Raw genomic sequence first — 23380 nt, 5'->3', positions numbered from 1 at the left:
GCTAGTGCAGCGGCGGCGGGGCCTGGACGTGGTGCATGCGCGCCCAGTCGCGGGCCATGGCGATCCGGTCAGGCCCCGAGGGGTGCGTGAGCCACAGCAGGTACTCCATGGCGTCGGGGTTCAGGTCGGAGATGTTGCGCACCGACAGCTCGTGCTGCATCGACACGAACGTCGCGGGGTCGCGGGTGAGGTTCAGGGCGTGCGCGTCCGCACGGGCCTCGATGCGGCGGCTCACGACGTTCTGGACGGGCGCGGCGAGCGTCGTCCCGGCCGTCACGAGCGCGAGGAGCAGCGCGATGGACCTCGGGTCGGCCGCCCCGCCGCCGCGCCCGGCGGTGCCCGCACCGTCCGGGTCCGCACCGCCCGGGTCCGCACCGCCCGGATCCACTCCGGCGCGCCGCAGGAGGCGCGGAGAGGTCATCAGGAGGTACAGCAGGCACAGCGCCCCGGCGATGCCCAGCGCGCCCACCAGCGTGCCCCACAGGACGTCGTCGCGCTTGGCGTGGCCGAGCTCGTGGGCGACGATCGACTCGATCCGGGGGCGGGGCGACTTGAGCAGCGTGTCGTACAGGACGATGCGGCGCGTGGAGCCGAACCCGGACACGTAGGCGTTCAGGGACGTCGTCCGGCGGGAGGCGTCCGCGACCAGGACGTCCTCGACGGGCACGCCGTCCCGCTGGGCCATGGCCATCAGTTCGCTGCGCAGCGGCCCCCGCTCCAGTGAGTGGAACTTGTTGAACACGGGCTCGACCGCGACCGGGTAGATGAACGAGACGAGGACGACGAGCACGAACCCGCCCGCGGCGGCGCCCGTCCACCAGTAGCGCGGGAAGCGGCGGATCAGGGCGTACAGGAGCAGCAGGGCGATCGTGTAGATGACCCAGGTGACGCCGAGGGACTTCAGCTGGTCGACGAGCCAGGCGGGCCAGCTCTGCGTGGACAGCCCGTACCGGCGCAGTACCGACTCGCTCCAGATGTCGAACGGCAGGCCGGCCAGGCGCAGCAGCGTGGTGAGCGCGACCGTGGCGACGATGATACGGAGCCATCGGCGGTGGGGGCGGGTGGTGACCCAGCCGATGAACCGGGAGCCCAGCGGGGTGAGGCCGAGGATGAGGATCAGCACGAGCCCGACGGCGAGCCCGGTGTAGGCGGGCGGGTTGACGGCCGAGTCGAACGCTCTGGAGCGGGCGATCTCGGCGGAGGTGAAGTCCAGCGAGGGGTCGGCCTTCGCATGCCCGCCGGGGACGCGCCCGGGCAGCGGGTTCCACGGCGTCGTCAGGGCGAGGACGGCCGCGACCGCGGCGAAGAGCACGGCGGCGGCGATGGCGGCGGCGATCCGGGGCCGCCGGGCGGGACCGGGGCCGGGCGGCCCGCCGGCGGTCTCGGCGCGGCCTTCGTCGGCCTCCGTCTCGCTCATCTGAGTTCCTTCTTCATGTAGTCGCGCCACATGCCGGTGAACCGCTCCCGGGTGAGGCCCAGCACGTCGCGCAGCGCCGTGGCCTCGGGAACGCGCCCGGCGGCCCGGTAGAGCCGCAGGAGCGTCGCCTCACCGTACCGGTCGGCCACCATCCGGCAGGCGAGCCAGGCCTCCTGGTAGGCCTGGGAGAGGCGCGGGGAGCCGCCGGAGAACGCGGCGGCGGCCGGGAGGGCGGACGGCAGCCGTCCCGCGGCGACCTCGCGGCGCAGCTCGCCCGCCGCGGACCGGGCGCTGATCTTGACGCTCCGGTAGCCGACGTAGTCCGCGAAGCCCTCGATCAGCCACAGCGGGGTCCGCCGGTCGCGGGCGCCGCCGGTGGCGACGTGCGTCAGCTCGTGCGTCAGGACGACCTTGCGGCCCAGTTCGTTGAGGCGCCCGAAGGTGCCGGGGGAGACGACGACGCGGTCCTCGCCGCGGCCGCTTCCGGCGGAGGGGGCGACGGTGGCGAGGGCGGCGATCTCGCCGAGGCTCTGCCCGGGGCCCGCGAGCGCGGAGGCCAGCGCCGCGTCGGCGGGGACGAGCGCGACGACCCGCTGCGCCCAGCCCTTCCCGACGACGCCCGTGACGACCGGCACGGCCGCGTCCAGGCGGTCGGCGATGCCGTCGAGGCCGCCCGCGTCGCCGATGACGAGGCTGGCGCGGCCCCTGACGACCGTCAGGGGGCCGGCGTCCCAGATGGCGGCGTCGTCGGTGAGCCCGCGGGACGTCCCGTCGCCGGCGATCGTCCAGGCTCCGCCGTGCGGGGCCAGGGTGAGGTAGCGGGTGCGGGCCACCTGGCCCTTGTCGAACCCCTGGAGCCTGTAGCGCACCTCCAGGCGGAGGACGGCGTTCTCCTCGTCCATGGCCTGGGTGTTGACGATGCGCTCCTGCCAGCCGTCCAGCGGAAGCTTGCGGAGGTTGTCGTACATGCGGGACTGGGCGTCCTGGAACGCGGCCGGGGCGTCGCCCACCGTGGCGAGGAACCCGAGACGGTCGCCGTCGCGGACGGCGCGCGCCCGGTTGGCGAGGACGGTGGCGGCGGCCTCCGGGTCGAACGTCCCGGCGGCGGCCCGGGAGGTGCGGGTGCCGGACGCGCCGGAGGTCTCGCCGCCGGACCGCGCGCCCAGCAGGCCGGCGCCCCCGGCGAGCAGCACGGCGGCCCCGCCCGCGCCCAGGGCGAGCACCCTGCGCCGCGTCACGGGGCCGGGCTCCGCCGGACCGTCCTCCATGCGCGCGATCCTATGCAGCCGGCGGGGGAGGAGTGGCCGTCACGACTTGTAGTCGGGGTAGCCGTAGCCGACGACGTCGTCGGTGGACCGTTCCTTTTTTTCGACCGCGTTGCCGGTGTTGCCCTCGATGGTCTCGATGGTGCCGTCGTCGACCTTCTCCACCACCATGCCGACGTGCCGGATGTCGGACATCGACTTGCCGCCGTCCCAGGCGTAGAAGACGATCGCGCCCGGCTTCGGGTCGGTGCCCCACCGGTCGTTCTCCTTGAACCAGCGGGCGTGCGCGACCGTCCAGGCGTCGCTGCCGATCTGGTCGCCGAAGCCGATCTGGTCGCCGATCCATGAGACGAACATGTCGCACCAGTTCGCGTCGCTGTAGCCGTCGAGGTCGCCGCCGTCGCGGGCGAGCGTCTCGTGCGCGCGCGACGTGCCCATGTACCACTTCTGGAACTTGGTCTCGCCGCCGTCGTCCTCCTCGACGCCCACCTGGGAGCGTGCGAGCTTGATGGCCTCCGCGGCGGTGGGCCGCGACTTCTCGGGCGGCTTGCCGGACCCCTCTTTCGGCTCGTCCTTCTTGCCGTCGTCCTTGCGGGCGGTCTTGGCCTTGTCCTTGGGCGTGCTCTTGGACGAGCCGCCGTGCGCCTTCTTGCCGGAGGGCATGTCCGCAGCCGCGGACGTCTCCGCGGCCGGGCCGAACGGCAGGACGGACGCCTGGGCGGTGGCGGCGGCGGTGCCGAGCACGGCCGCGCCGACGATCACGCCGCCGGTCGTCCGCCAGGTGATGGACAGGGAGCCGGGCTTGCGGTGCCTGCCCGGGTTCTTCTTGCGATGCGCGCCTGACACGGGGGGATCTCCTCGACTTCCATGCCGCCTACCGGGTTAGCTGACGGGTTCGGGCGTGGAAGCCGCCCTACGGCGGCTCTCACCGGATGGCCGGGAGAGGCGCACCGATTCACCCCGGGTGCCGGAAACGCTCGTCCAGGATCGTTTCCTGGACTTCCGGCGGTTATGGGTCCCCGGTTCCGCGCTGAGGCGGATTCGGCGCTGCCGCTGCGATCCTGGGGGCGATATGGGGCCCGGCGCGGGACCTGTCTCCCGCGTGCGAAAGAGCGGCGCCTGTGTTGTGGGCGGACGGCGGCCCGTCGCCGGGACCGTCCGGGGCCTGACCCGTGGATGCCGCCGTGGCAGCGCGCTCAGCGCCATGCACGCTGCGGGCGTGCGCACGGTGGGACGGGCCGGCCGTGGGTCTGCGTGCAGACCCGGGCGGCACGTGGCTCGCGCCGCCGGCACGCGGCGCTCAGATGTGCCGCGTGTGACCGAGGCGCCTGGTGGGCGTCGCGGGGCCACGGCGCCTGGAGGGCGACGTGAGTGCTGACAAGGTACCAAAGCCCCAACAGAAGGCAAACCCCCCCAAAATCAACAACGGACCAGGTCAAGCCTGGTCCGTTGCGGATGGGAGCCCCGTGCAGGGGCTGCGGAGGGTCAGGGACGCCCGGCGCCGTAGTAGCTGCCGTGGCCGTCGACGGACGAGATCTTCACGACGTCCCCGGTGTGCGGGGCGTGGATCATCTGCCCGTTGCCGATGTACATGCCGACGTGGCCGAGGCCGCTGAAGAACACCAGGTCGCCGGGCTGCAGGTCGCCCTTGGACACCCGCTTGGTGGCGGCGTACTGGGAGTTGGTGGTGCGGGTGATGTTGACGCCCGCGGCGGCCCACGCCTTCATCGTCAGGCCGGAGCAGTCGTAGGAGCCCGGGCCTGTGGCGCCGTAGGAGTACGGCTTGCCCTTCTGGGCGAAGGCGAAGTTGAGCGCCGCGCGGGCCGAGCCGCTGGCCGGGCCGTTGTAGGTGCCGCCGATGCTGCCGCCGCCGGAGGACCCGCCGCCGAGCTTGCGGACCGTCGACTCCTGCTTCTTCACCTTCTTGTCGAGGTCCTGCTTCTGCTTCTTCAGCTCCGACTGCTTCGACTTCACCTCGTCGTAGGCGGTCTTGGCCTGGGACTGCTCGCGGCGGAGCCGCTGGGCGGTCGCGAGGAACTGGGTCAGCTGGGAGCTGCGCTCGTGCGACAGGTGCGAGAAGACGGCCGCCTGGTCCAGGACCCCCTGCGGGTCGGCGCTGCCGACGAAGCCGGTCACGTCCGTGGAGTCGCCGTTCTTGTAGGCGGTCGCCGCCATCTGGGCGATCTTGGAGCGCTGCTGCTCGAAGGTCTGCTGCTCCTGCTTGCTCGCCTTGGTCGCCGTCGTGTACTTCTTCTTGGCGACCTTGAGCTTCTCCCGGTTCTGGTTGTACTGCTCGACCTTCTGGTCCATCTCGTCGTTCAGCTTGTCGAGCTTCTTCTGGGCCTGCGCCTTGGTCGGCTTGGGCTCGGCGTGCGCCACCACCGGGCTGTAGGTCAGGGAGGCCGTCACGGTCAGGCAGGCGACGGCTGCGAGGCTGCGGGAGACGCCTCTGCTCACCGAGCCGCCTCTGCGGTCGCGCCCCTGAGCTGGTGCCCCGATGAGATCACTGGCCACGGTAGGTTTCGCCCCTCTCGTCCACGACGGTCAGCGCGACACTAGCGAGCGGCAACAGCCGTCACAACCGATTCGTCACACTTTGATCGACATTCACGGACGTCGTCCACTTTTTGTGACGCCATGATCACTTAGTGCGAGGCTTCCCTTATCACAGCCTTAGCGGGACCTTATGCGCGGCCCAGCCTGCGCAGCAGCAGCGAGGACGGGCACGGCCGCGCGTCGGCCCGCCGCGCCGCGTCGGCGACCTCCCGGTCGGAGGACACCACCACCACGGGACGGCCCGGCGGCTCGGCCCGCACCAGCTCGCCGATCAGCTCGTCCGCGGTCTGCCCCGGGGCGCTGAACTTCACCCGGACCCCGCGCGGCGCCGCGACCGCCACCGGCGCGTCCAGCTCGGCGCCGTCGAACACGCACGTCACCTCGGCGCGGGTCTGCGCGGCCAGCCCGCCGAGCCCGGACACCAGCCGGCTGCGCTGGTCCGACAGCGGCAGCTCCCCGTACCCGGTCTTGGTGACGTTGTAGCCGTCCACGACCAGGTGCACCTGCGGCAGCGTCAGCAGCCGTTCGAGCAGCTGCGGGTCGCTGTCCGACAGCGCCCGGCCGGGCAGCGTGCGGTGCGCCTGCCGCTCCGGCTCCAGCCCGCCCGCCACGTCGGCGGGACGGCCGATGGTGGAGGGCAGCGCCAGCTCCCGGCGGACGCCCTGCGCCGCGTCCACGAGCGTGTCGAGCAGCATCCGCAGCCGGACGTCGTCGACGTTGCGGCCCTCCCGCGCCGCCCGCTTGGCGGCCTCGGCCGCCGCCTCGGCCTGGGCCGCCCGCGCCCGCAGCTTGCGCAGCTCCTTCTCGGACGCGGCGGTCGACTCGCGCGCGGTGGCCAGCTCGCGCTCGGCCTCCGCCGCGACGGCCGCGGCGCGCTCCTCCGCCGCCCGGAACCGGGTGCGCGCCTCGTGCAGCTTGCGGCGCAGCTCCGCCACCTCGGCCTTCGCCTCGCGCAGCTCCCCGCGCACCTTGTCGAACTCGGCGCCGCGGGCGCTGCGGGTGGCGGCCAGCTCCTCCTTCAGCGCGGCGACGCGGCGCTCGGCGGCCTCCTCCTCGGACGCGGTCGCGGAGCGCTCCAGCTCCTCCCGCGCGGACCCGACCAGCTCCGTCCAGCCCGCCGGGCGCAGCAGGTACCCCAGCACCGCGACGCGCACCGGGTCGGCGGCCGGCGGGACGTTCCCGTCCTCCACCGCCTCCACCAGGTCGGCGTGCGTCTCGCGGAGGCCCTCGGCGACCCGCCGCCGGAACCCGTCGTCCTTCTCCAGCACCGCCGCGATGTGCTGGCCCGCGAGCCGGGCCCGCTTGCGCCGCTCGAACCGCGCGAACCGGCGCAGCGGCGCGGGGATCTCGTCCGGCGGCAGCGATCCGATCAGCTCGGCGGCGACCTCCACCACGCCCTGCCGCACGGCCTCGGGCAGGGGCCTGCCCAGCTTCTCTGCGGGCGCCTCGCCGCCGGGGGTCGCTTCGGGGCCGCTGTCGATGATCCCGCTCCTTCCGGGCTGCGCCGCCGGTGGGCTGTGTGTTCCCGAGCACCACGCACCCTAACCAGGGCGAACGCGTGATCGGACGGATCGCGCCGGGCGTTCCCCGAGCCGTCCCCGCGGTCCCCCGTCCGGCGGGACGTGCCGGCGCACCCCAACCCTAGCGGCAGGAGGTTCTGTCGGTGGGGTCCTCTACGGTCGCGCACATGACGGCTGCCCACGGTGTCCACGAGCACGGTGTCCAGGGGACGTTGGACGACCTCGGCACCCCGCTCCACGAGGTCACCTTCGTGGTGGTCGACCTGGAGACCACCGGCGGCTCGGCCGCCGACTCGGCCATCACCGAGATCGGCGCGGTGAAGGTGCGCGGCGGGGAGGAGCTCGGCGAGCTCGGCACGCTGGTCGACCCGGGCGGGCCCGTGCCGCCGTTCATCACCGCCCTGACCGGCATCACCACGGCGATGGTGACGGCCGCCCCGCGGATCGAGTCGGTGCTGCCGGCGTTCCTGGAGTTCGCCCGCGGCTGCGTCCTCGTCGCGCACAACGCCGCCTTCGACATCGGCTTCCTCAAGGCCGCGTGCGCCGCGAACGGCTACGCCTGGCCCGCGTTCCCCGTCGTCGACACCGTCGACCTGGCGCGCCGCGTCCTGTCTCGCGACGAGGTGCCCAACTGCAAGCTCGGCACCCTCGCCCGCTTCTTCCGGACCTCCAGCGAGCCGACGCACCGCGCCCTCGCCGACGCCCGCGCCACCGTCGAGGTCCTGCACGGCCTGTTCGAGCGGATCGGCTCGTTCGGCGTCACCTCGTTCGAGGAGATGAAGGGCTTCGCCAAGGCGCCGACCCCCGAGCAGCGCCGCAAGCGCCACCTCGCCGACGACGTCCCGTCCACCCCGGGCGTGTACCTGTTCGAGGACCACGCGGGCGAGGTGCTGTACGTCGGCAAGAGCGGCGACCTGCGGACGCGCGTGCGCAGCTACTTCACCGGCTCCGAGACGCGGTGGCGGGTCCGCGAGATGGTCGGCCTCGCCGAGAACGTCCGGACCATCGTGTGCGCCACGGGGCTGGAGGCCGAGGTCCGCGAGCTGCGGCTGATCGCCGAGCACAAGCCGCGCTACAACCGGCGCTCCAAGTTCCCCGAGCGGGCGATCTGGCTGAAGCTCACCGCGGAGCCGTTCCCGCGGCTGTCCATCGTCCGGGAGTGCCGCGCCGACGGCGCGCGCTACCTCGGGCCGATCTCCTCCCGGCGGCAGGCCGAGGAGGCCCGCGCCGCGCTGCACGAGGCCGTCCCGCTGCGGCAGTGCACCCAGCGGCTCACGCTCCGGCTGATCGAGCGCGGCCGGGCGCGCGCGTGCGCGCTCGCCGAGATCGGGCGCTGCGGCGCGCCCTGCGACGGCCGCGAGTCCGCCGACGACTACAACGTGCACGCCGGGACGGCCCGCTCGGTCATGGAGGGCGACGTCCGCCCCGTCGTGGCCGCCGCGCAGGTCCGCATCGACCGGCTCGCGTCCGAGCTGCGCTACGAGGAGGCCGGGGCCCAGCGCGACCGGCTCGCCGCGTTCGTCCGCGCCGCCGCGCGCGGGCAGCGGCTCGCCGCGCTGGCCCGGCTCCCGGAGCTGGTGGCGGCCCGGCCCGGCTTCGACGGCGGCTGGGAGCTGTCGGTCGTGCGGTACGGCCGGCTCGCCGCGGCGGGCACCGTCCCGGCGAACGCCCGGCCCCGCCCCTACGTCGACGCGCTCATCGCCACCGCCGAGACGGTGTTCCCGCCCTCCGGCGAGGCGCCCGGCGGCGTCGCGCTCGGCGCGCCCCCGTCCGCGGGCGCCACCGCCGAGGAGATGGAGTGCGTGCTGCGCTGGCTCGACCTGCCCGGCGTCCGGCTGGTGGAGGTCGACGGCCCGTGGACGTGCCCGGTGCACGGCGCCGAGGGCCTCCGCGAGTGGATCGACAAGGCCTACGAGCGGCCGTACGAGCGGCGGGAGGCGTCCCATCACCGGCCCGGCCGCCCGCTAGGGTGACGGCGTGGCACTGCCTCTCTACGACAGCCAGCCGGCGCGGCGGGTCCCCTGGGTGACGTACCTGCTGATCGCGGTCAACGTGGTCGTCTTCCTGCTCACCCCCATGTCGCACTTCGCCTCCTGGTACGGGGAGGGAGCGGTCCGCGAGTGCAAGGCGGCGCAGTTCACGTTCGAGTACGGCGCCGTCCCCAAGGAGCTGACCACCGGCGACCGGCAGCCGATGCCGGCGGACGTCGTGCACGAGTGCGGGCCCGCGAGCTACGAGAAGGCGCCATGGACGTCGGCGTTCACCTCGATGTTCCTGCACTCCGGCGCGCTGCACCTGCTGGGCAACCTGGTCTTCCTGTTCGTCGTCGGCATGGGCGTCGAAGACCGGCTCGGCCGATGGCGCTACCTGCTCGCCTACCTGGTGTTCGGGCTCGTCGCCGTCTACGGGTTCGCCTGGACGTCGCCCGGCTCCACCGTCCCGCTCATCGGCGCGTCCGGGGCGATCGCCGGGGTGATGGGCGCCTACGTGATCCTCAACCCGCGGGGCCGCGTCGTCAGCTGGGTGCCGCCGGTCATCGTGATCCGGCTGCCGGTGTGGGTGGTGCTCGGGTACTGGTTCGTCCTGCAGTGGCTGTCCCTGGGCGACGAGAAGAGCAACGTGGCCTACACCGCGCACATCTACGGCTTCGTGGCGGGAGTCACGTTCGCGCTCCTCGCCCGGCGGGCGGGCACCGCGCGGCGCCTGGCCGCCCTCAGCCGCGGCTAGCGGTTCTTGCCGGGGGGTCTGGGGGGTCGCCCCCTCAGATGGGGCAGAGCCTCCCGGTAGGGTCGGAGCGTCCGATTCCCAGGGGAGGGTGAAGTGGTCACTGCGATCGTGTTCGTCAAGGCCGACGTCGCGCGCATCCACGAGGTGGCCGAGACGATCGCCGCGCTGGACGGCGTCAGCGAGGTGTACTCCATCACCGGCGACCACGACCTGATGGCGATGGTCCGGGTGCGCCGCCACGAGGAGCTCAACGACGTCATCCCGGGCCGCCTCAACAAGGTCCCCGGCATCGTCGGCACCGAGACCCACATCGCGTTCCGCACCTACTCCCAGCACGACCTGGAACAGGCCTTCGCCCTCGGCCTCCCCGACGCCGACTAAAGGGCTTTTCCGGGGGTGTGGGGGGTCGTCCCCCCACAAAGGCTCAGCCGGCGGTCACGACGGACAGGGAGAAGTCGCCGCAGCGTTTGGCGGCGTAGCCGGGGACGTCGCGGTAGACGGCGCCCGGGGGCCAGCTGGCGGTGTTGGACGCCATCACGCGGCCGGGGGCGTTGACGACGAACGCGGGCGCGGGGATCCGCCGCAGCGCCGGGACGACCTCGTTCTCGAACGTCCGGGCGAAGACGTCGGCGGCGGCGACGCCGACGAACGTCCCGGCGGCGTGCACCGGCGCCGACAGCGTCAGGACGTACTCGTCGCTGCACAGGTAGTCGACGTAGGGGCCGCAGACGGTCTTCTCCGCGCCGCCCTCCGGCCCCGTGAACCACTCCCAGCGGGTGTAGTCGTACAGGGCGCTGCTCTCGGGGTTCAGGTCGCGCAGGAGCTGCGACGGGCGTCCCGCCGGGCCGGTCTGCCACCACTCCAGGTACCAGGCGGCGTCGGCGAGCAGCCGCGGCGCGGCGATGAACCCGAGGCCGCACACGAACGGGCCGAGCCGCGCCTGGAGGAGGGGGCGCAGCGCGGCCAGGTCGGCGCGGACGGGGGCGCGGCCGGTGGCGCGGACGTCCGCCAGGCACCGGGCCGCCGCGTCGCGCACCCGCGCCACGTCCGTGAAGACGCCGTCCAGGGTCGCGCGGACGTGTGCCGCCGCCGCGCCGACGGCCGGTGGCTCGGCGGGCATGGGTCCCCCTCGGGGTCTCAGAAGGCGAGCCGTCGGTCAATCAGACGTTCTACCGCATTCAAGACGTGACTTTCAGCTACATCGCGGGCCCGGTTCTCGTCGGCGGCCTCGATGGCGTCGACGATCCCGGCGTGTTCGGCGTCGACTCGGCCGCGCCGGTCCGGCAGGTCGTGCACGGCCCAGACCAGCGGGCCGATCTCGGCCTGCAGCCGGATCTCCTCGCGGGTGAGCCGCCCGGACTGGGACGCGGCGGCGACCTCCAGGTGGAGCCGGCCGTCCAGCCTGCACATGCCGGCGCCGGGGCCGGCCGCCGCCATCTCCTCCAGGGACCGCCGCAGCCGCCGGACGTCGGCGGGCAGCGACCGGGCCGCGGCGAGCCGGGCGGCGGCCCCGGCGATGGCGGCGTAGTGGTCGCCGAGATCGCGGAGCTCTTCCGCGCTGAGCGAACGCAGCCGCTCGTCGAGGTCGAACTCCCTGGCCGGGGCCCGGACGAAGCTGCCGCCGCCCCGTCCGCGGCGGGTCTCGATGAGCCCTTGCTGACGCAAGGCCATCAGTGCTTCGCGTAGTGTGACCGTGGATACACCGAGATGTGCCGCAAGGTCGGCCTCGCTCGGCAGCTGCTCGCCGTCGGTGAGGAGGCCGAGCGCGATCGCGTCGGTGAGCCGTCGCACGACCGCGTGCACGCGCGCGGTGTTGTCGACGGGAGCGAACACCACACGATGCGCGCCGTCCATGGGCCCCCTCCCGGTGTTCACACAGTGATACCGGAACATCACTTGAACTTAAACCTATGACTCCATATGTTTTCGGTCATGCCGGCTTCAGCGGTGAGGATCCGCGATCTGCGCAAGACCTTCGGCTCCGTCGAGGCGGTGGCGGGCGTCGACCTCGACATCGGGGACGGCGAGTTCTTCTCGATGCTCGGCCCGTCCGGGTCCGGGAAGACGACCGTCCTGCGCCTCATCGCCGGGTTCGAGCGGCCCACCGGCGGGACGATCGAACTCGGCGGCCGGGACGTGACGGGGCTCGCCCCGTTCGACCGCGACGTCAACACCGTCTTCCAGGACTACGCGCTCTTCCCGCACCTGGACGTCCTCCGCAACGTGGAGTACGGCCTGAAGGTGCGGCGGGTGCCGAAGGGCAAGCGCCGTGAGCGGGCGCTCGCGGCACTGCACAGCGTCCGGCTCGACGGGATGGAGGCGCGCCGTCCCGGCGAGCTGTCGGGCGGCCAGCGGCAGCGGGTCGCGCTCGCCCGCGCGCTGGTGAACGAGCCGAAGGTGCTGCTGCTGGACGAGCCGCTCGGCGCGCTCGACCTGAAGCTGCGCGAGGAGATGCAGGTCGAGCTGAAGAGCATCCAGCGGCGGGCCGGCATCACCTTCGTGTTCGTCACCCACGACCAGGAGGAGGCGCTGACCCTCAGCGACCGGGTCGCCGTCCTGGACCGCGGCCGGATCCAGCAGGTCGGCACGCCCGCCGAGGTGTACGAGCGGCCCGCCACCGAGTTCGTGGCGGGCTTCGTCGGGACGTCCAACCGGATCGGCGACGTCTGCGTCCGGCCGGAGAAGATCCACGTCCACACCGAGGGCGGCCCACAAGGCGGCCAGGGCGGCGGAGAGGGCCTCACCGGCACGGGGGACCGGGAGGCGCTCGGCACGGTCGCCGAGGTCGTCTACGCGGGCGCCGTGACCCGGTTCGTCATCGACCTGGAGTCGGGGGACCGGGTCGTGGCGCTGCAGCAGAACCTGCGGACCTCCTCCATGGACGTGCTGGGGCACCGCGGCGCGCGGGTGCGCATCAGCTGGCACGAAACGCACGAGTTCCACGTCTCGGGCACCGGCCCCGCGCCGGCGCCCGCGTCCTGATTCACCGCAACAACTCCGAAACCCCCACAACCCCCGAAAATAAGGAGTTCCCCATGTGGTCCACGCGCATGGCGCTCGCCGCCGCGGCGACGCTGGCGATCGGACTGACGGCCGCCGCCTGCGGCGGCGACTCGGGCGACAAGGCGAGCGGAGCCGGGCAGGGCGGCTTCCCGGTCCCGAAGGTTCCCATGCAGCAGTCGCTCGGGCAGGGCGAGGGCCAGGTCAACCTGGTCGCCTGGGCCGGGTACGCCGAGGACGGCTCCAACGACCCGAAGGTCGACTGGGTCACCCCGTTCGAGAAGCAGACCGGCTGCAAGGTCAACACCAAGGTCGCCGGCACCTCCGACGAGATGGTGACGCTGATGAAGACCGGCGAGTACGACGCGGTCTCCGCGTCCGGTGACGCCTCGCTGCGGCTGGTCGCCTCCGGGACGGTCGCGCCGGTCAACACCAAGCTCGTCCCGAACTACGCCGACATCTTCCAGGGGCTGAAGATGAAGCCGTGGAACTCGGTGAACGGCGTCGCCTACGGCATCCCGCACGGCCGCGGCGCCAACCTGCTCATGTGGCGCACCGACAAGGTGAAGACCGCCCCCGACTCGTGGGGCGCGGTGTTCGACGCGAACTCCCCGTACAAGGGGAAGATCACCGCCTACGACTCGCCGATCTACATCGCCGACGCGGCGCTCTACCTGATGTCGGCCAAGCCCGAGCTCGGCATCAAGAACCCGTACGCGCTCGACCAGAAGCAGTTCGACGCCGCAGTGAACCTGCTGAAGACCCAGCACGGGCTCATCGGCGAGTACTGGTCCGACTACACCAAGGAGGTCCAGGCGTTCAAGAGCGGCGACTCCGTCCTCGGGACGACGTGGCAGGTCATCGCGAACCTCGCCGAGGCCGAGAAGGCGCCGGTAAAGGTGGCGCTGCCGAAGGAGGGCTCGACCGGCTGGTCGGACACCTGGATGGTCGCCGCGAAGGCCAAGCACCCCAACTGCGCCTACAAGTGGCTCGACCACATCGTGTCGCCGAAGGCGAACGCGCAGGTCGCCGAGTGGTTCGGTGAGGCGCCGGCCAACGCAAAGGCGTGCCGGCAGACCGCGGACAAGACGTTCTGCGACACGTTCCACGCCACCGACGAGAACTACTTCTCCAAGGTGCACTTCTGGACGACGCCGATCGCGCAGTGCCTCGACGGGCGCAAGGACGTCAAGTGCGTCGACTACTCCAAGTGGACCCAGGCGTGGACCGCGATCAAGGGATGACCGCCACCGCCGAGGCCGGCGGTGCGGACGGCCGCCCGGCGCCGGGACCCCGGCGCCGGGCGGCGGCCCTGCTGCACCGCCGGCCGCGGCTGCGGCTCTCGCTGCTGCTGACGGCGCCGCTCGCCTGGCTGGTCGTCGTCTACCTCGGCGCGCTCGCCGCGATCTTCCTGACCGCGTTCTGGTCGACCGACGTCTTCACCGGCGAGGTCGTCCGGCAGTTCACCCTCGCCAACTTCCAGACCCTCGTCGACGAGCCCGTCTACCGGACGGTCGCGCTGCGCAGCCTCGGCGTCGCCGTGGCCGTCACCGTCATCGACACCGCGATCGGGTTCCCGATGGCGCTGTACATGGCCAAGGTCGCCAAGCCGAAGTACCGGCCGTACCTGATGATCGCGATCCTGGCGCCGCTGTGGGCCGCCTACCTCGTCAAGGCGTACGCGTGGCGGGTGATGCTGTCGCAGGGCGGCCTCCTCGACGAGGTGCTGAAGCCATTCGGGCTGTCCAGCCCCGGCTACGGCCTCCCGGCGACCGTGCTCGTCCTGTCCTACCTCTGGCTGCCGTACATGATCCTGCCCGTCTACACGGGCCTGGAGCGGCTCCCGGACTCGCTGCTGGACGCCTCCGGCGACCTCGGCGCCCGGCCGGTGCGCACGTTCCGCTCCGTCGTGCTGCCGCTGGTGTACCCCTCGCTGGTGGCGGGGTCGATCTTCACGTTCTCGCTGTCGCTCGGCGACTACATCACCGTGAAGATCGTCGGCGGCCGGAGCCAGCTGCTCGGCAACGTCGTCTACGACAACATCGGCGCCGCGAACAACCTGCCGTTCGCGGCGGCGGTCGCCACGATCCCGGTGGTGGTGATGCTCGGCTACCTCGCCGCGGCCCGCCGCACCGGCGCGCTCAGGGAGCTGTGATGACCTTCTCGCCGGCCGCGCGGATCGCGCTGCGCGTCCTGATGGGCCTCGGCCTCGCCGTCATCTACGTCCCGCTGCTGGTCGTGCTGATCAACTCGGTGAACGCGGACAAGACGTTCGGCTGGCCGCCGTCCGGGTTCACCGGGCGGTGGTGGTCGCAGGCGCTCGACAACGAGGGGGCGCGGCAGGCCGTCCTCACCAGCGTCAAGGCGGGCCTCGGCGCGACCGCGATCGCGATCGTCCTCGGGACGATGGCCGCGTTCGCGGTCGCGCGGTACCGGTTCTTCGGACGGGAGACGGTGTCGCTCGTCGTCGTCCTCCCGATCGCGCTGCCCGGCATCGTCACCGGCATCGCGCTCAGCAACGCCTTCCAGGTGGTGCTGAAGCCGCTCGGGATCGGGCTCGGCCTGTTCACCGTCATCGTCGGGCACGCCACGTTCTGCGTCGTCACCATCTTCAACAACGTGCTCGCCCGGCTGCGGCGGACGGGCACCAGCCTGGAGGAGGCGTCCGCCGACCTCGGCGGCGACACCTTCCAGACGTTCTGGTACGTGACGTTCCCGGCGCTGCGCTCGGCGCTGCTCGCCGGGGGGCTGCTGGCCTTCGCGCTGTCCTTCGACGAGATCATCGTGACCACGTTCACCGCCGGGCCGGGCGCCGAGACCCTGCCGATCTGGATCTTCAACAACCTGTTCCGGCCCAACCAGGCCCCGGTCGTCAACGTCCTGGCGGCGGCGCTGATCGTCCTGTCGATCATCCCGATCTACATCGCCCAGCGCCTGTCCAGCGGGGCGCGCGGCGTCACCTGAGCATCAGCCCCTGAACCGCTGGGTCGTGTCGATCCAGCGGTCCAGGAGGGTGCTCGCGGCACCCGCGTCGACGGCGGCGGCGGCGCGCTCGTAGGCGGCCCCGAGCGTCGCGGTGAGGTCCGCGGCGGACGGGGCGCCGTCGTAGGCGGTGATGAGCGCCGCGGCGTTCAGCAGGACCATGTCGCGGACGGGCCCCGGCCGCCCGGCGAACGTCTCGCGCGCCACCCGGCCGTTGAACGCGGCGTCGGCGCCGCGCAGGTCCTCCGGCTTGGCCGGCGGGATGTCGAGGTCGGCCGGGTCGAACGTCGTCTCCGTCGCCGTCCCGTCGCGGACGACCCACACCGTCGAGGTGCCGGTGGTGGTCAGCTCGTCCAGCCCGTCGTCGCCCCGGAACACCAGCGACGAGCAGCCGCGCGCGGCGAACACGCCCGCGACGACGCCCGCCATCCGCGGGTGGAACACGCCGACGGCCTGGGCGCCGGGGCGCGCCGGGTTCGTCAGCGGGCCGAGGAAGTTGAACACCGTCGGGGTGCCGAGCTCGCCGCGCGTCCGGGCCGCGTACTTCAGCGCCGGGTGGTACAGCGGCGCGAAGCAGAAGGTGATGCCGAGCTCGCCGGCGACCCGCGCGGTGGCCTCCGGGGGCAGGTCGATCGCGACGCCGAGGTGCTCCAGCAGGTCGGCGGCGCCGCACGAGGACGACGCGGCGCGGTTGCCGTGCTTGACCACCCGGACGCCGGCCGCCGCCGCCACCACGGCCGCCATCGTGGAGATGTTGACGGTGTGGGCGCGGTCGCCGCCCGTCCCGACCAGGTCGGCGATGGGCCCCGGCACGTCGATGGGCGTCGCGTTGTCCATCATGCCCTCGGCGAGGCCGGTGACCTCCGCGACCGTCTCGCCCTTGGCGCGCAGCCCGACCGCGAAACCGGCGATCTGCACGTCGGTGGCCTCGCCGGACATGATGCTGTTCATGGCCCAGGAGGTCTCCTCGCTGGACAGCGAGTCGCCCGACACGAGGGCGTTGAGCAGTGCGGGCCAGGTGGTGCGCGCGTCCCCGCTGTTAACAAGCATGGTCCCTGCCGGGTCGGTGTCGTCGGGGGGATCTACAGGGCGGGAAGGCTGTGGCGGAGGCGGTGCCGCATGAGTCCGGCGAGCGCGCCGGCGAGGGCCATCGGGTCGATGGGCAGGCTCACCACGGCGTCGGCGCGCGACCAGGTGGCGAGCCAGCCGTCGTCGCGGCGCCCGATGATCGCCAGGACCGGCGGGCAGTCGTACACCTCGTCCTTGGCCTGCCGGCACACGCCGAGGCCGCCGGCGGGCTGCGCCTCGCCGTCCACGATGAGGACGTCGACGCCGCCCTCGTCGAGCCGCGCCACGACGGCGGGCTGGGTCGCGCACTCCTCGAACTCCACCTTGGGGAGGTCGGCGGCCGGACGGCGCCCGACGGCCATCCGGATCTGTGCGCGGGTGTTCGCGTCGTCGCTGTAGACGAGGATCTTCATCGGGCTCTCCGGGGCGGTGCTCATGCACGTGAGGGTACCGGGTCGGGGCGCCGGTGACACGCGCGGGGAACTCTAGGAGGGGGGTCATGCGTCACTCACGGGACGGGGGCGCAATAATGCTGCCCGTGACAGCATCCGCGATAGAGACAACACCTCACGCACGGGCGAACCGTCCCAATCTGGTCAGCGTGGGGACGATCGTCTGGCTGTCGTCCGAGCTGATGTTCTTCGCGGCGCTGTTCGCGATGTTCTTCACGATCCGCTCCGTGACGATCGGCCAGTCCGGCGACGACGCGTGGCCGGGCGCCCCGCTGGACCTGCCGTTGTCGGCGGTCAACACGACCGTCCTCGTGCTGTCCTCGGTGACCTGCCAGATGGGCGTGTTCAAGGCCGAGGCGGGCAAGGTCGGACGCGACGGCGGCCTGCTGAACGTGGCCCGCTGGGGACTGCGCGAGTGGTACGTGCTCTCCTTCCTGATGGGCTTCTACTTCGTCGCGGGCCAGGGTTTCGAGTACTTCAACCTCGTCACCAAGGACGGGCTCACCTTCTCGTCCTCGGCCTACGGCTCGGTCTTCTACCTGGCCACCGGCTTCCACGGCCTGCACGTCATCGGCGGCCTCGTCGCGTTCCTGTTCCTTCTCGGGCGCACCTACGCCGCCAAGAGGTGGACGCACGAGCAGGCGACCAGCGCGATCGTCGTCTCCTACTACTGGCACTTCGTCGACGTGGTGTGGATCGGCCTGTTCTCGGTCGTATACCTGCTCGACGTCTGACCCACCCGACCTACCCGACGACATGACCCGAACGGGGATTTCCGTGAAAAGGATCACCGCATGGCGACGGCGCCCGTGGGCGGGCTACGCCGTCGTGCTGGCGGCCCTGGCGGCGATCGGCGTGATCTACGCCGGCTTCTCGCCGCGGACTGACCGCGCCGAGGCGCAGAGCAGCGCCCAGGCGGCGCAGGACCTGAAGCACGGGCAGGAGCTGTTCAACAAGAACTGCGCCAGCTGCCACGGGCTGAACGCCGAGGGCACCAAGGACGCCAAGGGCAACCCGATCGCCCCCAGCCTCATCGGCGTGGGCGCCGCGGCGGTCGACTTCCAGGTCAGCACGGGCCGCATGCCCGCGATGAACCCGGGCGCCCAGGTGCCGCGCAAGGAGCCGGTCCCCGCCTTCAACACCTCGATCAAGACCGACTACGAGGACCCGAAGGAGCGCGCGGAGGCCGAGAAGCAGAAGGCCGAGGCGGAGAAGAACCTCGCCGACCTGCGCGCGTACGTCGCCTCGCTCGGCGGCGGCCCCGAGGTTCCCGCGGCGGCGGCCGTCGACCCGCAGGGCGGCGACGTCGCGCTCGGCGGGAAGCTGTTCCGCACCAACTGCGCCCAGTGCCACAACTTCACCGGCCAGGGCGGCGCGCTGACCGGCGGCAAGTACGCGCCGCCGCTGTCCGGCGACGACGTCACGCCCACCCAGATGTACGAGGCCATGCTGACCGGCCCGCAGGCGATGCCGGTGTTCAACGACACCACGCTCACGCCGCAGGACAAGAAGGCGGTCATCGCCTACCTCGTCCAGACCCGCGAGGAGCCGAACCCGGGCGGTAACGGCCTCGGCCGCATCGGCCCGGTCACCGAGGGGCTGGCCGGCTGGCTCGTCGGCATCGGCCTGCTGGTGCTGGCGGCCATGTGGATCACTGCGAAGAAGCCGAAGAAGCTGAAGAAGTCATGAGCGACGACAACAAGGAGACCACGGGCCGGTCCGGCCCGGGCGAAGACGGCCGGCGCGAGCGCGTGATCGGCACGCCGTCCCCGGCGAGGGAGAAGGCGCTCCTCGCTGAGGACGACATCTCGGCGCCCGCGGGCGTCGGGGAGCAGCTGGACGAGGCGTCGATGAAGCGCGCCGAGCGGATCGTCGCGACGTTCTTCCTCATCGCGTTCGCCGCGAGCGTGGGCTTCATCGCCTACTTCATCGGCTGGAGCGGCCGCGACGGCGGCATGCACGGCGTCACCCGGACCCGGGAGTCCAACTTCTGGCTCGGCGGCCTGATGGCGCTGTCGTTCCTCGCGCTGGCGATCGGCGTCACCATCTGGGTGCGCCGGCTGATGACCAGCAAGCCGATCGTCCAGGAACGGCACGAGATGGCCGCCGACGAGGAGACCAAGGCGGCCTTCACCGAGGACTTCCTGGAGGGCGCGCAGGACAGCGGCATCACCAAGCGGCCGCTGCTGCGCCGCACGCTGCTGCTGGCCGCCGCGCCGCTCGGCCTGGCGCCGCTGGTGCTGCTGCGCGACCTCGGCCCGCTGCCGGAGAAGCGGCTCCGCCACACCTACTGGGCCGAGGCCGTCGAGAAGGCCAAGAGCGAGGGCAAGAAGGGCGTCCGCCTGGTGGTGGACGGCACCAACAAGCCGCTCAAGGTCAGCGACTTCGCCAGCCCCGGCTCCATGATCACCGTCCTGCCGGAGGGGATCGAGGAGGAGGTCCCCGAGGACCAGGTGCTGACGCAGAACGCGAAGGCGGTCACGATCCTCCTCAACATCCCGGCGGACCAGTTCAAGCCCGCCAAGGGACGCGAGAACTGGCACATCAACGGGATCGTGGCCTACTCGAAGGTGTGCACGCACGTCGGCTGCCCCGCCGCCCTGTACGAGCAGACCACGCACCACATCCTGTGCCCGTGCCACCAGTCCACCTTCGACGCCACGGAGGCGGCGAAGGTCATCTTCGGCCCGGCCGCGCGGCCGCTGCCGCAGCTGCCGCTGGCCGTGGAGGACGGGTACATCGTCGCGACGAGCGACTACCACGAACCCGTCGGACCGAGCTTCTGGGAGCGCGGATGAGCGAGGCGACAGCTCCGAAGGCGGTCGAGGCTCCGCTGACGTTCCTCGACGACCGCCTCGGCTCCACCACCTTCTTCAAGCGCAACATGAAGAAGGTCTTTCCGGACCACTGGTCCTTCATGCTGGGCGAGATCGCCCTGTACTCCTTCATCATCCTGCTGCTGACCGGGACGTTCCTGACGCTCTGGTTCAAGCCGAGCATGATGGAGGTCGTGTACGACGGCTCGTACACGAAGCTGCAGGGCGTGAAGATGTCCGAGGCCTACGCCTCGACGCTGCACATCAGCTTCGACGTGCGCGGCGGCCTGCTGATGCGGCAGATCCACCACTGGTCCGCGATCCTGTTCATGGCGTCGATCCTGGCGCACATGCTCCGGGTGTTCTTCACCGGCGCCTACCGCAAGCCGCGCGAACTGAACTGGCTGATCGGCATCGGCATGTTCACCCTCGGCATGCTGGAGGGCCTGTTCGGGTACTCGCTGCCCGACGACCTGCTGTCCGGCACCGGCCTGCGCATCACGCAGGGCGTGGCCGAGTCGATCCCGGTGGTCGGCACCTACATCTACATGTTCCTGTTCGGCGGCGAGTTCCCCGGCCAGGACATCGTGCCGCGGCTGTACATGCTGCACATCCTGCTGATCCCGGGGCTGCTGCTCGGCATGGTCACCGCGCACATGATGATCATGTGGGTGCAGAAGCACACCGCGATGCCGGTCAAGAACCAGACCGAGCAGAAGGTGTACGGCTACCCGTTCTACCCGGTCTTCATGGCCAAGACGGGCGCCTACTTCCTGTTCGTGTTCGGCATCTGCGCGCTGTTCGGCGCGTTCGTCCAGATCAACCCGATCTGGCTGTTCGGCCCGTACGATCCCGGCGCCATCTCGTCCGGCTCCCAGCCCGACTGGTACATGGGCGTCCTGGAGGGCGCGCTGCGGATCATGCCGAACTGGGAGGTCAGCGCCTGGGGCCACACGGTGAGCTTCAACGTGCTGATCCCGGCGCTGGTGCCGCTCGGCATCGTGTTCGGCGGCGCGGCGGCCTGGCCGTTCATCGAGCAGTGGGTGACCGGCGACAAGCGGCACCACCACGTCAACACGCGGCCCCGCAACGCCCCGGTCCGCACGGCGACGGGCATCGCGGCGGTCACCTTCTACGGCCTGCTCTGGCTGGCCGGCGCGAACGACGTCCTCGCGGACAAGTTCCATGTGTCCCTGTTCGCGACGACCTGGTTCTTCCGGGTCACGTTCTTCGTCGGCCCGTTCCTGGCGTTCGTCATCACCAAGCGGATCTGCCTGGGCCTGCAGCGCAAGGACGCCGACGTCATCGGGCACGGCGTGGAGAGCGGCGTGATCATGATGTCGCCGGACGGCAGGTTCTCCGAGCGGCACGAGAACGCCCGCGACGAGGAGAAGGTGGTCATCCTCTCCAAGGAGAACACCCGCCCGGAGGCCCCGGCGCGCGACGCCGCCGGCATCCCGGCGCCCGGCACCAAGGGCCCGATCGGGCATCTGCGCTCGCGGCTCAACCGCGCGTGGACCTTCGACGACATCCCCGTCGAGGAGCACGAGCACGAGCATGGCGAGCAGGCGGAGATCGAGGGCGGCGCGACGTCGCACGAGGTCAAGCACTGATCATCGCTCTGGAAGGGCCCGCCACCGCACCGCCGGCGGCGGGCCCTTCCGCATGCCGGACGGTCCGTATGCTGGCCGGACGATGACCAAGACGCTGTTCGTCACCAACGACTTCCCGCCCCGTCCCGGCGGCATCCAGGCGTTCGTGCACGGGCTGGCCGCGCGCCGCCCGCGCGGTTCGGTGGTCGTCTACGCCCCGGCGTGGAAGGGCGCGGCGGAGTTCGACGCGGCGCAGCCGTTCCCGGTCGTCCGGCACCCGGGCTCGCTGATGCTCCCGGAGCCGGGGGTGCTGCGCCGGGCGGCGGACGTCCTGCGCGCGGAGCGCTGCGACTCGGTCGTGTTCGGCGCCGCGGCGCCCCTCGGCCTCCTGGCTCCCGCCCTGCGCCGCCGCGGCGCGGAACGCCTCGTGGGGATCACCCACGGCCACGAGGCGGCCTGGGCGTCCCTGCCGGTGGCGCGCTCGGTACTCGGCCGCATTGGGGACGCCGTGGACGTCCTGACGTACCTCGGCGAGTACACCCGCTCCCGGATGGCCCGCGCGCTCTCACCGACGGCGAGGATGGCGCGGCTCGCCCCGGGCGTGGACGAGAAGCTCTTCCGCCGGGGCGCCGGCGGCGAAGAGATCCGAGCCCGGCACGCCCTGACGGACCGCCCTGTCGCCGTATGCGTCTCCCGCCTGGTGCCGCGCAAGGGCCAGGACGCCCTGATCCACGCCTGGCCCCACGTCCTCCGGAAGACCCCTGACGCGGCGCTGCTCCTGGTGGGCGGTGGCCCCTACCGGAACGACCTGGAACGCCTGGCGGCCTCCCTCGACGTGGACCGCTCAGTCGTCTTCACCGGTGGCGTCCCGTGGGAGGAACTGCCCGCCCACTTCGACGCGGGAGACGTCTTCGCGATGCCCTGCCGCACCCGCCGTCACGGCCTGGACGTGGAGGGCCTGGGCATCGTCTACCTGGAGGCGTCCGCAACGGGCCTCCCGGTGGTGGCGGGCGACTCGGGCGGCGCCCCCGACGCCGTCCTGGACGGCGAAACCGGTCTGGTGGTGCCGGGCCGCTCAGTCCAAAGGATCGCCGAGTCCCTCGCACACCTGCTGGGAGACCCGGCCTGCGCCCGGGCAATGGGCGAAAAGGGCCGCGCGTGGATAGAGCGCGAATGGCGCTGGAACGTCCAAGCGGCCCGCCTGGAGAACCTGCTGGCTCCCTGAAAACACACCGGTCCCGGAACGAGGACCCGCCCCCGCGCCGTAGGCGGATTCTCGTCCCGGGACCGGCGGCTCAACAGGGGCGCGAAACACCCCAAGCCTGCAATGGACCGGTACCGACTACTGCGCCGGCCTCAGCCACCGCCGCGACCACGCGGCGACCCCCATGGACACGCCCGTCTTCGGCTCGGGCACGTTCGGTGTGCCCGAGCCGAAGACGGGGACCAGGGCCGTGCGACGCCCCCGGAGACCGGTTCCACATGGACGCCCCTGCCGAGGCGGGGTGGGTGTGATCCGCTGCCGTTCGGCCCGGCGCCCTCATGGGGGAGAACCTGGAGGTGGGCGCGCCGCGTGGGCCGGCCGGCGGGGCCGGATCGAGTCCATGTGGACGGGGGTGCGGGGCACGGCCCCGGTGTCCGGCACCGTGGGGCTCGGCCCCGCGACGGTGCTCGACCTTGGACGCGCGGGAGGTGCGCGTGCCCCTGGGCTGATCCCTGTCGCGGTGATCGTTTCATCGGGGCCACCTCCTGCCGCTGCTTGCGTCCGCGGTCGCTGACGTTTCCGAAGCTAGGGCCCGTCCGGCGGTCCGGCATCACCGTTAACGCGCGTTTAAGGAGCGGATCAGTCGTCGCTAAGCCGGCTTCCGGTTTCGGCCAGGACTCCCGCCGAGTCGTGCGTGTACGGAGCAATCGGACACTGGGACGATCAAGGTCGGTCCGGGCGGGTGGGTGGAGGACGGATGCGCTCCAGGGGCGTCGTGGTA

General features: G+C 72.1%; 21 protein-coding genes and 1 riboswitch. Of the genes, 12 read left to right on the top strand and 9 right to left on the bottom strand.

The annotated features are described in order from the left end of the window. Position 1 precedes the first annotated feature (1 nt). The 5 genes from E1293_RS20370 to E1293_RS20350 form a co-directional block, all read right to left on the bottom strand. Complete coding sequence (locus tag E1293_RS20370; RefSeq protein ID WP_132199023.1) at positions 2-1417, bottom strand: M48 family metallopeptidase; 1416 nt, start codon at positions 1415-1417, stop codon at positions 2-4. Then, positions 1414-2685, bottom strand: coding sequence for a hypothetical protein (locus tag E1293_RS20365; RefSeq protein ID WP_132199022.1), 1272 nt, complete (start codon positions 2683-2685; stop codon positions 1414-1416). The genes E1293_RS20370 and E1293_RS20365 overlap by 4 nt, the downstream gene beginning before the upstream one ends. A 39-nt stretch (positions 2686-2724) precedes the next feature. Next, entirely contained in the window at positions 2725-3528 is an 804-nt protein-coding gene (locus E1293_RS20360; RefSeq protein WP_243716348.1) for a CHAP domain-containing protein, read from the bottom strand. A 9-nt stretch (positions 3529-3537) separates the two neighbouring features. Further along, positions 3538-3739, bottom strand: a riboswitch (cyclic di-AMP (ydaO/yuaA leader). A gap of 428 nt (positions 3740-4167) precedes the next feature. Beyond that, positions 4168-5139, bottom strand: a complete 972-nt coding sequence (locus tag E1293_RS20355) for a C40 family peptidase (RefSeq protein WP_243716347.1) — start codon at positions 5137-5139, stop codon at positions 4168-4170. 227 nt (positions 5140-5366) lie between these two features. Next, entirely contained in the window at positions 5367-6644 is a 1278-nt protein-coding gene (locus E1293_RS20350; protein WP_243716346.1) for an NYN domain-containing protein, read from the bottom strand. A gap of 281 nt (positions 6645-6925) precedes the next feature. Here E1293_RS20350 and E1293_RS20345 point away from each other — a divergent pair, with 281 nt between their 5' ends. The 3 genes from E1293_RS20345 to E1293_RS20335 all read left to right on the top strand — a co-directional run bounded on the left by E1293_RS20345 (position 6926) and on the right by E1293_RS20335 (position 9866). Next, positions 6926-8731: a DEDD exonuclease domain-containing protein gene (locus E1293_RS20345; protein ID WP_132199020.1), complete on the top strand. Its 1806-nt coding sequence runs from the start codon at positions 6926-6928 to the stop codon at positions 8729-8731. 4 nt (positions 8732-8735) lie between these two features. Further along, the gene (locus tag E1293_RS20340) at positions 8736-9485 is read left to right on the top strand and encodes a rhomboid family intramembrane serine protease (RefSeq protein ID WP_132199019.1); all 750 of its coding nucleotides are present in this window, start codon (positions 8736-8738) and stop codon (positions 9483-9485) included. A 93-nt stretch (positions 9486-9578) separates the two neighbouring features. Next, positions 9579-9866: an Lrp/AsnC family transcriptional regulator gene (locus E1293_RS20335; RefSeq protein ID WP_132199018.1), complete on the top strand. Its 288-nt coding sequence runs from the start codon at positions 9579-9581 to the stop codon at positions 9864-9866. A 43-nt stretch (positions 9867-9909) separates the two neighbouring features. On the opposite strand, the gene E1293_RS20330 is transcribed toward E1293_RS20335, so the two are convergent. After that, positions 9910-10605: a cache domain-containing protein gene (locus E1293_RS20330; protein ID WP_132199017.1), complete on the bottom strand. Its 696-nt coding sequence runs from the start codon at positions 10603-10605 to the stop codon at positions 9910-9912. Between the two features lie 17 nt (positions 10606-10622). Further along, positions 10623-11339 carry a FadR/GntR family transcriptional regulator gene (locus E1293_RS20325; protein WP_132199016.1) on the bottom strand — a complete coding sequence of 239 codons (717 nt, stop codon included), beginning with the start codon at positions 11337-11339 and terminating at the stop codon, positions 10623-10625. Positions 11340-11417: 78 nt separating this feature from the next. Here E1293_RS20325 and E1293_RS20320 point away from each other — a divergent pair, with 78 nt between their 5' ends. From E1293_RS20320 to E1293_RS20305, 4 genes are read left to right on the top strand one after another with little or no spacing between them, the layout of a single operon-like run. Next, on the top strand, positions 11418-12467 hold the full coding sequence (locus E1293_RS20320) for an ABC transporter ATP-binding protein (protein WP_132199015.1): 1050 nt from the start codon (positions 11418-11420) through the stop codon (positions 12465-12467). A 53-nt stretch (positions 12468-12520) separates the two neighbouring features. Beyond that, complete coding sequence (locus E1293_RS20315) at positions 12521-13729, top strand: ABC transporter substrate-binding protein (RefSeq protein WP_132199014.1); 1209 nt, start codon at positions 12521-12523, stop codon at positions 13727-13729. Next, entirely contained in the window at positions 13708-14640 is a 933-nt protein-coding gene (locus E1293_RS20310; protein WP_243716345.1) for an ABC transporter permease, read from the top strand. Before E1293_RS20315 ends, E1293_RS20310 begins: the two co-directional genes overlap by 22 nt. After that, positions 14640-15449 (top strand): ABC transporter permease, encoded by an 810-nt coding sequence (locus tag E1293_RS20305; RefSeq protein ID WP_132199013.1) that lies wholly within the window; start codon positions 14640-14642, stop codon positions 15447-15449. The genes E1293_RS20310 and E1293_RS20305 overlap by 1 nt, the downstream gene beginning before the upstream one ends. 3 nt (positions 15450-15452) lie before the next feature. Here E1293_RS20305 and trpD read toward each other — a convergent pair whose 3' ends face one another. Together trpD and E1293_RS20295 are read right to left on the bottom strand one after the other, a co-directional pair. Then, entirely contained in the window at positions 15453-16517 is a 1065-nt protein-coding gene (gene trpD, locus E1293_RS20300; RefSeq protein ID WP_132199012.1) for an anthranilate phosphoribosyltransferase, read from the bottom strand. A 32-nt stretch (positions 16518-16549) separates the two neighbouring features. Beyond that, positions 16550-16972: a response regulator transcription factor gene (locus E1293_RS20295; RefSeq protein ID WP_132199011.1), complete on the bottom strand. Its 423-nt coding sequence runs from the start codon at positions 16970-16972 to the stop codon at positions 16550-16552. A gap of 62 nt (positions 16973-17034) precedes the next feature. Between E1293_RS20295 and ctaE the strand changes: the two genes are divergently transcribed. The 5 genes from ctaE to E1293_RS20270 all read left to right on the top strand — a co-directional run bounded on the left by ctaE (position 17035) and on the right by E1293_RS20270 (position 22620). After that, complete coding sequence (ctaE, locus tag E1293_RS20290) at positions 17035-17721, top strand: aa3-type cytochrome oxidase subunit III (RefSeq protein WP_481726056.1); 687 nt, start codon at positions 17035-17037, stop codon at positions 17719-17721. 43 nt (positions 17722-17764) lie between these two features. Further along, positions 17765-18676: a cytochrome bc1 complex diheme cytochrome c subunit gene (gene qcrC, locus E1293_RS20285; RefSeq protein WP_132199010.1), complete on the top strand. Its 912-nt coding sequence runs from the start codon at positions 17765-17767 to the stop codon at positions 18674-18676. Then, the gene (gene qcrA / locus E1293_RS20280; protein WP_132199009.1) at positions 18673-19785 is read left to right on the top strand and encodes a cytochrome bc1 complex Rieske iron-sulfur subunit; all 1113 of its coding nucleotides are present in this window, start codon (positions 18673-18675) and stop codon (positions 19783-19785) included. The genes qcrC and qcrA overlap by 4 nt, the downstream gene beginning before the upstream one ends. Continuing rightward, a complete protein-coding gene (qcrB, locus tag E1293_RS20275) occupies positions 19782-21416 on the top strand; it encodes a cytochrome bc1 complex cytochrome b subunit (protein WP_132199008.1) in 1635 nt (544 codons plus the stop codon). Before qcrA ends, qcrB begins: the two co-directional genes overlap by 4 nt. A gap of 82 nt (positions 21417-21498) precedes the next feature. Beyond that, positions 21499-22620, top strand: coding sequence for a glycosyltransferase family 4 protein (locus tag E1293_RS20270; protein ID WP_132199007.1), 1122 nt, complete (start codon positions 21499-21501; stop codon positions 22618-22620). The last annotated feature ends 760 nt before the right edge of the window (positions 22621-23380 follow it).

This window comes from Actinomadura darangshiensis, assembly GCF_004349235.1.
GTDB lineage: Bacteria > Actinomycetota > Actinomycetes > Streptosporangiales > Streptosporangiaceae > Spirillospora > Spirillospora darangshiensis.
Note: the sequence above shows the minus strand (reverse complement) of the source record. Positions and strands in the feature narration are given on the sequence as shown.

Excerpts from the sequence above, each read along its gene's own strand:
- E1293_RS20295 (WP_132199011.1), bottom strand. The coding sequence starts at position 16,972 with ATGAGCACCGCCCCGGAGAGCCCGATGAAGATCCTCGTCTACAGCGAC.
- ctaE (WP_481726056.1), top strand. The coding sequence starts at position 17,035 with ATGCGTCACTCACGGGACGGGGGCGCAATAATGCTGCCCGTGACAGCA.
- E1293_RS20330 (WP_132199017.1), bottom strand. The coding sequence starts at position 10,605 with ATGCCCGCCGAGCCACCGGCCGTCGGCGCGGCGGCGGCACACGTCCGC.
- E1293_RS20345 (WP_132199020.1), top strand. The coding sequence starts at position 6,926 with ATGACGGCTGCCCACGGTGTCCACGAGCACGGTGTCCAGGGGACGTTG.
- E1293_RS20305 (WP_132199013.1), top strand. The coding sequence starts at position 14,640 with ATGACCTTCTCGCCGGCCGCGCGGATCGCGCTGCGCGTCCTGATGGGC.
- E1293_RS20320 (WP_132199015.1), top strand. The coding sequence starts at position 11,418 with ATGCCGGCTTCAGCGGTGAGGATCCGCGATCTGCGCAAGACCTTCGGC.
- E1293_RS20365 (WP_132199022.1), bottom strand. The coding sequence starts at position 2,685 with ATGGAGGACGGTCCGGCGGAGCCCGGCCCCGTGACGCGGCGCAGGGTG.
- qcrA (WP_132199009.1), top strand. The coding sequence starts at position 18,673 with ATGAGCGACGACAACAAGGAGACCACGGGCCGGTCCGGCCCGGGCGAA.
- qcrB (WP_132199008.1), top strand. The coding sequence starts at position 19,782 with ATGAGCGAGGCGACAGCTCCGAAGGCGGTCGAGGCTCCGCTGACGTTC.
- E1293_RS20315 (WP_132199014.1), top strand. The coding sequence starts at position 12,521 with ATGTGGTCCACGCGCATGGCGCTCGCCGCCGCGGCGACGCTGGCGATC.
- E1293_RS20325 (WP_132199016.1), bottom strand. The coding sequence starts at position 11,339 with ATGGACGGCGCGCATCGTGTGGTGTTCGCTCCCGTCGACAACACCGCG.
- trpD (WP_132199012.1), bottom strand. The coding sequence starts at position 16,517 with ATGCTTGTTAACAGCGGGGACGCGCGCACCACCTGGCCCGCACTGCTC.
- E1293_RS20270 (WP_132199007.1), top strand. The coding sequence starts at position 21,499 with ATGACCAAGACGCTGTTCGTCACCAACGACTTCCCGCCCCGTCCCGGC.
- E1293_RS20370 (WP_132199023.1), bottom strand. The coding sequence starts at position 1,417 with ATGAGCGAGACGGAGGCCGACGAAGGCCGCGCCGAGACCGCCGGCGGG.